We start from the raw sequence: 8,527 nt of genomic DNA, 5'->3' as shown, positions 1-8,527 counted from the left end.
TACTTGAATGGCTTAATTGGAAATCAGAGACAAGCTGCATGAGTATAATTACTCACTACAAAAGTGACATACTCCCTCCGTTATTTCTTATCGGCATTGGAAGTCTATACCCGCGAAAATTTTCCTAAACAATCAGGTATGACCCAACAAAATTTAGGTATTGCCTACGGTAAGCGGTTATGGGGAGATAGGGGAGAAAATTTAGAAGCGGCGATTCACTATTACTCAGCTGCGTTAGAAGTTTACACTCGTAAAGACTTCCCCGAAAAATGGGCAGTGATTCAAAATAATTTGGGTTCTGATTACCTTGAGCGTGTGAAGGGAGATAAGGGAGAAAACTTAGAAACAGCAATTCGTTATTTCTTATCGGCGTTGGAAGTCTACACTCGTGGAGATTTTCCCGAAAAATGGGCTACTACACAACAAAATTTAGGCATTGCTTATAGAGAACGCATTAGTGGAGAAAAAGCAGAAAACTTAGAAGCAGCAATTCGTTATTTCTCATTAGCTTTGGAAATACTCACCCCTGAAGGTTCTCCAGAAGAATGGGCTATTACCCAAAATAATCTTGGTATTGCCTACCGTCAAAGGCTGCGGGGAAAGTGGAGAGATAATTTAGAAGTGGCAATCCGCTGCTTCTCATCTACCTTAGAGATATTTACCCCAGAAAAATTCCCTGAAGACTGGGCTGCGAGCCAAACCAATATCGGCAACACCTACCGCGATCGCATAGAGGGTGATAAGGTAGATAATTTGGAAAAGGTTATCCAGTCTTATTTAGCTGCTCTAGAGGTACTTACGTCCCAAGCCTTCCCCGAAAAATGGGCAACACTCCAAAACAATTTGGGTGTTGCCTACCTGGAGCGCTTAACGGAAGATAGGGCAGAAAATTTAGAAGCAGCAATCCGCTATTTCTCATCTGCATTGGAGGTACGTACCCGCCAAGTCTTTCCATATGACTGGGCTATGACTCAAAACAATTTAGGTATAACTTATAGGGAGCGATTAACGGGGGATAGGGTAGAAAATTTAGAAACAGCAATACACTATTTCTCATCTGCATTGGAGGTACGTACCCGTCAAGTCTTTCCAGAAAAGTATGCCGCAACTCAAAGTAATCTTGGCTTTGCCTATCAAGATACTCAACAGTTTCAATCTGCTTATACTGTTTTTGCCGATGCCATTGACACGATAGAATCCTTGCGTAGCGAGATTGTCTCTGGCTCAGGTACTGAAGGAGATAAGCAAACACTAGCGCAACAATGGAACAATCTCTATCGACGTATGGTAGAAGTCTGCCTCCAACTCAACAAACCCACCGCAGCCATTGAATACGTCGAACGCAGCAAAGCCCGCAACCTTGTAGAACTCCTAGCTAACAAAGACATCTACCCTAAACTCGATATTTATGCCAATTCAGAACTTTACCAAACTCATTGTCACCAACTCGAACAACTGCGGCGGCAAATTCCAGCCAAACAGCGAGAATTACAAATACTCATTAGCAGTCAAAAGTCTGAAGAAGAAAATCGCGACCGAATAAAATTATTGCGTTTAGAATTAAATCAATTGCAACAACAACAAGATGAACTGCTATCAGAAATTAACCAAATAGACACTAGGTTTACATTCACCCAAGAAGTTGAATCCATCCCCTTCAGCGATATCCAATCGCTCACCGATGAAAACACCGCTATTGTTGAATGGTACATCACGGGCAGTCAGATTCTCACTTTCATTATCACCTGTCATCATCCCCATCCCATTGTTGTTTCGTCTTCTTTTGAAGATATGACAGCTTTGACAAATTGGGATAAAGATTATCGTGATTTATACCAGAAACCCAAAAACGAATGGATTAATAATTTAGCTTCTCGCCTTCAAAATCTTGCTGAGATTCTGCATATTGATGACATTATTTCGAGTATCGATGACTGCTTTTCTCAAAGTGGGGCTAAATGTAACCGTCTTATCCTCATGCCGCATCGCTACCTACACCTATTTCCCCTTCATGCTTTACCTCTAGCTGACGGTAAATTGCTGTTTGAACGCTTCTCCAAAGGTGTGGGTTATGCCCCCAGTTGCCAATTACTGAAACAAGCAAAAGACCAAGAGCAAAATCGACCTGATTTTACCCGTTTATTTGCTATTCAAAATCCTACCAGAAAAAAACCTGGGTCTTTACTTGGTTCTCAACTAGAAATTGATAAAATTTGCCAACACTTCGATCCGCAGCACAGCATTATCCTCAAAGAAGCGGAAGCAACAGAAGCCAATTTCTATCGAAGAATGGAACAAATACGTTCCTCTCATTGCCTTCACTTCTCTTGTCATGGCAAATTCAATTTTGAATCTCCCCTAAAATCGGCTCTACTCCTTACCGATCCAGAAGACAAATTAGGGGAAGAAGGTAAGTTGACATTGGGTGAAGTCTTTGAAAAACTTTACCTGAACCAATGTCGCCTCGTCACCTTTTCAGCTTGTGAAAGTGGCCTGACAGATCCTAATAGCATCAGCGATGAATATATTGGTTTACCTAGTGGCTTTTTATATGCAGGTAGTCTGAGTATTGTCAGCACTCTTTGGACTGTCGATCCGATCGCTACAATTTTATTGATGGTAAAATTTTACCACAACCTCAAACGATTACCACAAATCAAAACAGGGGATGTGGCTATAGCATTGAATAAAGCTCAAAAATGGTTGCGATCACTGACCAATAAGAAGCTGGCAAGAATTAAAAATCATCCAAAATTTCAACTCCAGCTAGAGCAAGCTTTTGAGAACCAAGAAGACGATCTGGATTCATTTAATTTATTATTAAATCAGGCTGTTAACACTAAGAAACCAGATCGCCAGCCTTATCCTTTTGCTAATCCTTATTATTGGTCAGCTTTCGTTGCTATAGGACTTTAGGACTAAGGATTGATGGAATTACAAAATTTCTCCATACCTTCTTCAGCCACATAAACGGCAAATGGAGTAGCAATTATTCCAGCTACTCCAGGAGGGCAAGCTAAAACACCTGCTATACAATCAGCTAAAGGAGGAATTAAAGCAGGAATGTATTTTTCTCTCATGTTTTCATATTCAGGTTTACAAATATAGTTGTGGCATTTTTGCAGCATCTCGTCAAACCAATCTAGGGCTGCATTATCTATCACTCCTTCAATATCTTCCTGAATAGCGATTGCTTTAGCAGCCTTGGATATTTTGCCGTACTGTTCAACTACATCAAGAGCCGCTAACGCTTCTTGATTATCGGCTAGTTGTTCGCGATACAAAGCAATTTGTTCTGGTGTAACAATTTTTTCAGAAAACATAATTATCCTAACGTATATCCCTAAACTTACGCTGCTCTGGTGGTTCAACCCATACAGTGCAGAACCCAGAACTAGCTGGCCTGCCCGCAACTTCCAGAGTTACCCCCAAACGCTGAACATCCTTTTTACATTCTAGATTAGTCAGGCTATCCGAATTCCACTTCATCAGCCTGCGGGCAAACTTCCCCTCAGCGCTACTTGCCCACCGCAAAGCCTCCGCCTGTTCTTGAGTCAGGTGAATCGGCTCCCCCGGTGCAAATCCCCTCTGCGACCAAAGTAAACCCATCCACCCTATCAAAGCACCGACACCCAACGCTACCAACAGGATACCCGCAGCCGGTATCAAAGCAAGAGCCGATGTTCTCCACCGAGTCAATTCCGTCTGACGCACCAGAGAATTGACAGCCTCAGCGATTTGCCCCTCTTGCTTCTCAACCGCCACTCGCTCGTAACTCGCCAGAGTCTTATTAATCCGCCCCACCCACCGATTGAACGCCAACTCAAAATCATCCGGTTTCGGACTCTCTTGAATCAGCACTTCCAATCGGCCAGTAGCCAACAAAATCAGAAAAATCGGGTCAGTTGGCTCAATTTTCCCCTTAAAAGCCAACTCCAAAACCTTGCGCCGATACTCCTCAGATTGCCCCTCTAAAGCAATATCCAGCAAAGATTTAGTATCAACAGCACCATAACTCACGGCAACATCCCCGTAGTTTCAAACGCCTCATAAGCCGACAACATAAACGACTTAATCCGCTGTCGGCCCAACACACCAAGTTCCTGACTATTTCTTGCCAAATCAAAAGTTATCCCCTGAGCATCAATTGCATTCCTTTCCCGCGAATAAAACTTAGGAAAATCAATCACCTTCACCTCATACTTTTTAATCGCATTCTGCACTTCCTCCATCTCTTCCACAGAACTCCAATCATCCTCCAATCCTAAATTGCGGACGAGGACGTGAGCAATCTTATTATCAAAATGCTTAACTGACTTCAAAAAGAGTTGCACGCTATCGTAGCCCCCCGTGCAAATAAACCACTTGCAAAAACTAATACGAGACTGCTTCCCCAACTCAATTAAATTATTCCTTCCCATCCACTTAGTCACCAAAGGATAAACCTGAGCGGGTAAATTGACAATCACGCTTTTCTCAAACGCCAATTCAAAAATTCGATCCGCTTCGTAAAACTTCTTCTCGTCCTCACTAAATAGAGCTTCACGGCATACACTCTCATAGATTCGAGACACATCAGGATTAGAGCGATCCGTATCTACCGCAAAAAAGGGAAAATTCTTGTCCAAGAAATACTGAATCAAAACCCTAGCAAATAAGCTCTTGCCAACCCCGCCTTTCTCTCCATCAATCAGATGAATTTTAGTAGCCGGTTTTTCAACCTTCTCTAACCCGCACTCTTTGAAACCATTCGAGTTTTCTGTCGCTGTACCCATACCTGAATCTCCTACTTCTACTACCTGTTTAACCACAGAATCTGTTAGCTGAACTTGATACTTGGAGTTCCTACTTCTACTTGCCATATCCCAATCCCCGATTTCCGGTGTATTTTCTAACAATAATCCAGTCAAGTTTTCTGTTCTTGATAGCTGCTAGCCGCAAAACCAGCCAGAGTAATTTGCCTGGACTCTAAATCCGCCCATCCAATACAATTGGTTATACTCCCTGTACTTGCAGAGGTAATTATGGCAAATTTCCTATCAATAATTGAAGCTCCTTCACGCAAATCCTGAATCATCAAAATCATCGCCACCCTCTAATTCAAACAAGTTATCCGCAGTCAATCCACTGCCGATAGAATGGTTAGGAGGCGTCAAGCTGTCCACACCGTAAAGCATAGAGTGGTCTGCCTCCTCAATGCCAGCAGGTACTTCTCGCGATGATGGTATTGGGGAAATAGGCATTCCCCCTATATTAGTAGGAGGATATTCAATCCCGCCTCGATCTCGCAAATAGAGAGCGTGCTTTTCCAGAGCATAGACGGCATTTCTAAATAACCGCCCTAAAATAACTGGATCGATATTCTCTTTTTCCAGATATGCTAGCGGCAGCCAGTAAGGTCGCAGAGATTGGAGAATCATTTCTCTCGAAGGCAGCAATAAATTGCCTTTAATATAAGACATCAAAACTCCATCCTCAGTAGATTTTAAAGGCTGATAGCGCCACAAAAAATCAACCCTTTCTTTTTCCTTAGCCACGAGCAACTATCTCCTGTAAAACGGAACATTTTGACCCACAAACAGCGTCTTCTGTGACCTGAGAATTGAACTGCTTTTTCAAATTTGCCTTGAAATACGAAAACATCCCATAGACATCATTGAGCCGATTTTCAAACCCTTTTTTTTCCAAAATAGGTGGCATAGCAATTTCGGCATTCCAAATAATTGGGAAGCGATCGTAATGTTCGTTTAACTCCTTACGGAGATAATCAGCCGTCCCACCACAGAACACCAACTCATCGCAATCCGGCGGCAAATTCTCATCCAACCAACTGGTGAGACTCCGCACATATTCAGGCCGCGCCTCTTTAATTGCTGCTATCATCTGTTGCACTTCTTCCGCTCGCCCTTGCTTAGTCGTGCTGCGAGCCAACCGCATTAAAGGGGCTGCCTTGAACTCAGCCCCCGCTGCTACAATCGCCGGAGTCAATCGCTCAGCAGTTTGCCCTGAAGTCCTAGCTACCACCCTCTCCACCATGCGGATGAAGCCCAAATCACTCGTTTTTCCCGGCCTGACATCCCCCCGTTGCACCACCAGCAGACTGGCATTGCGGTAGCCAATCATCGCGATCGCGCACACCCGCTCTTTCAAAACAGAGCCGACTTTCTTGTTGTGCATTAGGTAAATGCCACCCCCCTCTGGCTTGCAGTTAAACGCCAACAATTCCACGCTCATCTGCCCTGTAGGAGTTTGGTAATCCGCTAAAGCCTCCCGCAGCACCCGCTCGAACCTCCCCCGGTCTTCATATTCCCCCGGTGGCAACAACACGGCGATCGCCGCCGTAAATTTCGCAGGCAAATTCAGCTTTTCCTTAATCGCCCACATCCCAGCCAGAGTTTTGTGCAGCGCCCTCTCGTACTTAAGCTCCGAAAGGCCAGCATTGGCGTGAAACCTTTCTTTCGCCAAATACCCCACTGCCCTGTAATCGTTCCTAAAGGCAACCCAAGCCGTATTCTCAGGCTCGGCTGACCCCAATTGGTCTCTGCCATAAGCCAAAATTGATTCGTGCGGTACAGATACGACCTCCGGTTCCATGCACAGCAGTCGAATTTGATTCTTTGGCCCTGCGTAGAGAATTTTGGTAGCTGACCCCCCGTAATCGTAGGCCGCGATCGCTTGAGGCCAGATGGTTTCGATAGTAGTTTCACTCATATCGCAGGTCTTCCTAATTGAAGTTTTAAGAGTGGTAAACAAACAGCCCTGTACGTTTGGACGTGCAGAAATAACCCTTACGCTAAGCCAAGCGTGCCACCTCAAAAGAAGGCTGCAAAGCAACAGCTATTCAAGGACTAAAACGCACTTACTACTTATTAACCCCTCCTAAAACCTCCCCTCCCTCAGCCAGTTGTCTGAATCCCAGCATCTACAAAAATCGGACTCACGGCTTAGGCTGGGACAGAGCTTTTGGTAGCAAGCTGTGTCAGAGGTGCGTGCAAACTGCTTTCTCTAACGGGATAGCACCCCTATGAGGAGAGCGCTGCTGCCAGCCTATCGCTGTTCAATGGAAAATTTTCCATTAGACAGACATCTCGAAAAAAGATGTAGAGACAAGGGCGATCGGGTATACAAGCAAAAGTGGAAGAGCACGCATCATTGATTTTCGGAGATGTGTATTGGAAATTCCCACGCCTGTTAAGTTCAGCCAAATCTGGATCTCGGCCTCCGTGACAATGGAAAATTTTCCACTAGAAATTCCTACGCGAGTCGAACCCAACCAAACCAGAGTCTGAGCCCCTGTGGCAATGGAAAATTTTCCATTGGAAAGGCTGACATCAAGTTTCCATGCGTTAAAGCCACTCCTGGCAACAAGCGATCGGCAGGTGGCTGAGGCGCGATTGCCCTCCGCGCACGCTACCGATCGCAGTCGAAGGATAAAGTTCGTTACCCCAACATCGAATCGCGAGCAAACTAGCCATGTCGAGATCCAAACGAATCAAAAGAATAGCCATACACCTAACGCCAGAAGAACTTCAACTTGCTGAGACAATGGCTAAAAATCTCCAGGTGAGCGTCAGCAGTCTGTTCCGATACCACACTTTTAAACAACAACATCAACCAGCTTTGTGCCAAAAATTAGCCGAACTTAACCTCCGCCTCAAACCGATTGCCCTTGCTACAGAACAAGCATTATGGATGGGGGAAAAAATTACACAGCCAGCCAACTTTGAGGATCTGATTGAGCAAACTTTGGCACTGCTCAAGCAAGTACAGCAACAGCAAATGAACGTACCACTTCTAATGAATTTAAGCGATATTGAGGAAAATTTAGAAGCTCCTAGCGAAAACTTTTAATAAAAACATCCACAAATTATCACTTTTTAACTACACAACTTTTAAGTTTAGTAAATAATGATTGGCAAGCAGAAAATCGGTAAAACTTTTACCCCATTGCTCAATTACCTCTTCTCCAAAGAAGGAGCTTCACTGATTGGAGGAAATATGGTAGGAGAAAATGTCCAGGAATTAGCTGCTGAGTTTCTATTCTCCAAACAACTCAACCCTAGAGTTGAAAAACCAGTTTACCATGCGACCTTAAGCGTGCCGGATGGCGAGTATATCCCTGATGCCAAATGGCGGGCGATCGCTCTTGATTATCTAGAAGGAATGGGACTGGATAAAAACCTATTTGCTATCATCCGCCATACCGACCGCGACCACGACCACATTCACATTGCAGCCAGCCGCATCAAATTGGATGAAAAAGGAACTTGCGTATCAGATAGCTGGAACTATCTACGCAGCGAAAAATTGATTCAAGAATTGGAAGAAAAGTACGACTTGACACCAGCTTCCCGCAGTTTTGATAAAGAACGCCGTTCTCCCACGACTGGCGAACACCGACGGTTAGCAAGAACGGGGGAAATCAGCACGCGGGAACAACTGCAAACAGCACTAAGCTGTTCGACATCTAAACTGCATTAACTAAGTTACCTTTATTTTTTATTTTTCGGTTCCATTTTATAATTAG

Annotated in this window: 9 protein-coding genes; 3 read left to right on the top strand and 6 right to left on the bottom strand. The window is 44.2% G+C overall.

Annotated elements, in window-relative coordinates:
- Positions 1-96 precede the first annotated feature (96 nt).
- Positions 97-2,916 (top strand): CHAT domain-containing tetratricopeptide repeat protein, encoded by a 2,820-nt coding sequence (locus QUB37_RS28785; RefSeq protein ID WP_333168579.1) that lies wholly within the window; start codon positions 97-99, stop codon positions 2,914-2,916.
- 2 nt (positions 2,917-2,918) lie between these two features.
- Here the strand turns inward: QUB37_RS28785 and QUB37_RS28780 are convergent, their stop codons facing one another.
- From QUB37_RS28780 to QUB37_RS28755, 6 genes are all read right to left on the bottom strand, one after another.
- Entirely contained in the window at positions 2,919-3,323 is a 405-nt protein-coding gene (locus QUB37_RS28780) for a hypothetical protein (protein WP_333168578.1), read from the bottom strand.
- 7 nt (positions 3,324-3,330) lie between these two features.
- A complete protein-coding gene (locus QUB37_RS28775; protein WP_333168577.1) occupies positions 3,331-4,020 on the bottom strand; it encodes a DUF6753 family protein in 690 nt (229 codons plus the stop codon).
- A complete protein-coding gene (locus QUB37_RS28770) occupies positions 4,017-4,910 on the bottom strand; it encodes a mobilization protein (protein ID WP_333168576.1) in 894 nt (297 codons plus the stop codon). The genes QUB37_RS28775 and QUB37_RS28770 overlap by 4 nt, the downstream gene beginning before the upstream one ends.
- Positions 4,911-5,057: 147 nt before the next feature.
- Complete coding sequence (locus QUB37_RS28765) at positions 5,058-5,537, bottom strand: hypothetical protein (protein ID WP_333168575.1); 480 nt, start codon at positions 5,535-5,537, stop codon at positions 5,058-5,060.
- Positions 5,530-6,711, bottom strand: a complete 1,182-nt coding sequence (locus QUB37_RS28760; RefSeq protein WP_333168573.1) for a ParM/StbA family protein — start codon at positions 6,709-6,711, stop codon at positions 5,530-5,532. Before QUB37_RS28760 ends, QUB37_RS28765 begins: the two co-directional genes overlap by 8 nt.
- Positions 6,712-7,346: 635 nt before the next feature.
- Positions 7,347-7,475: a hypothetical protein gene (locus QUB37_RS28755; protein ID WP_333168572.1), complete on the bottom strand. Its 129-nt coding sequence runs from the start codon at positions 7,473-7,475 to the stop codon at positions 7,347-7,349.
- Between QUB37_RS28755 and QUB37_RS28750 the strand changes: the two genes are divergently transcribed.
- Entirely contained in the window at positions 7,474-7,851 is a 378-nt protein-coding gene (locus QUB37_RS28750) for a hypothetical protein (RefSeq protein WP_333168571.1), read from the top strand. The genes QUB37_RS28755 and QUB37_RS28750 overlap by 2 nt on opposite strands.
- Positions 7,852-7,908: 57 nt before the next feature.
- Positions 7,909-8,481 (top strand): relaxase/mobilization nuclease domain-containing protein, encoded by a 573-nt coding sequence (locus QUB37_RS28745; protein ID WP_333168569.1) that lies wholly within the window; start codon positions 7,909-7,911, stop codon positions 8,479-8,481.
- The last annotated feature ends 46 nt before the right edge of the window (positions 8,482-8,527 follow it).

This window comes from Microcoleus sp. AT3-A2, assembly GCF_036705685.1.
In the GTDB taxonomy this organism is placed as follows: Bacteria; Cyanobacteriota; Cyanobacteriia; order Cyanobacteriales; family Microcoleaceae; genus Microcoleus.
The sequence above is the reverse complement of the archived record's forward strand: the minus strand, read 5'-3'. Positions and strand labels throughout refer to the sequence as shown.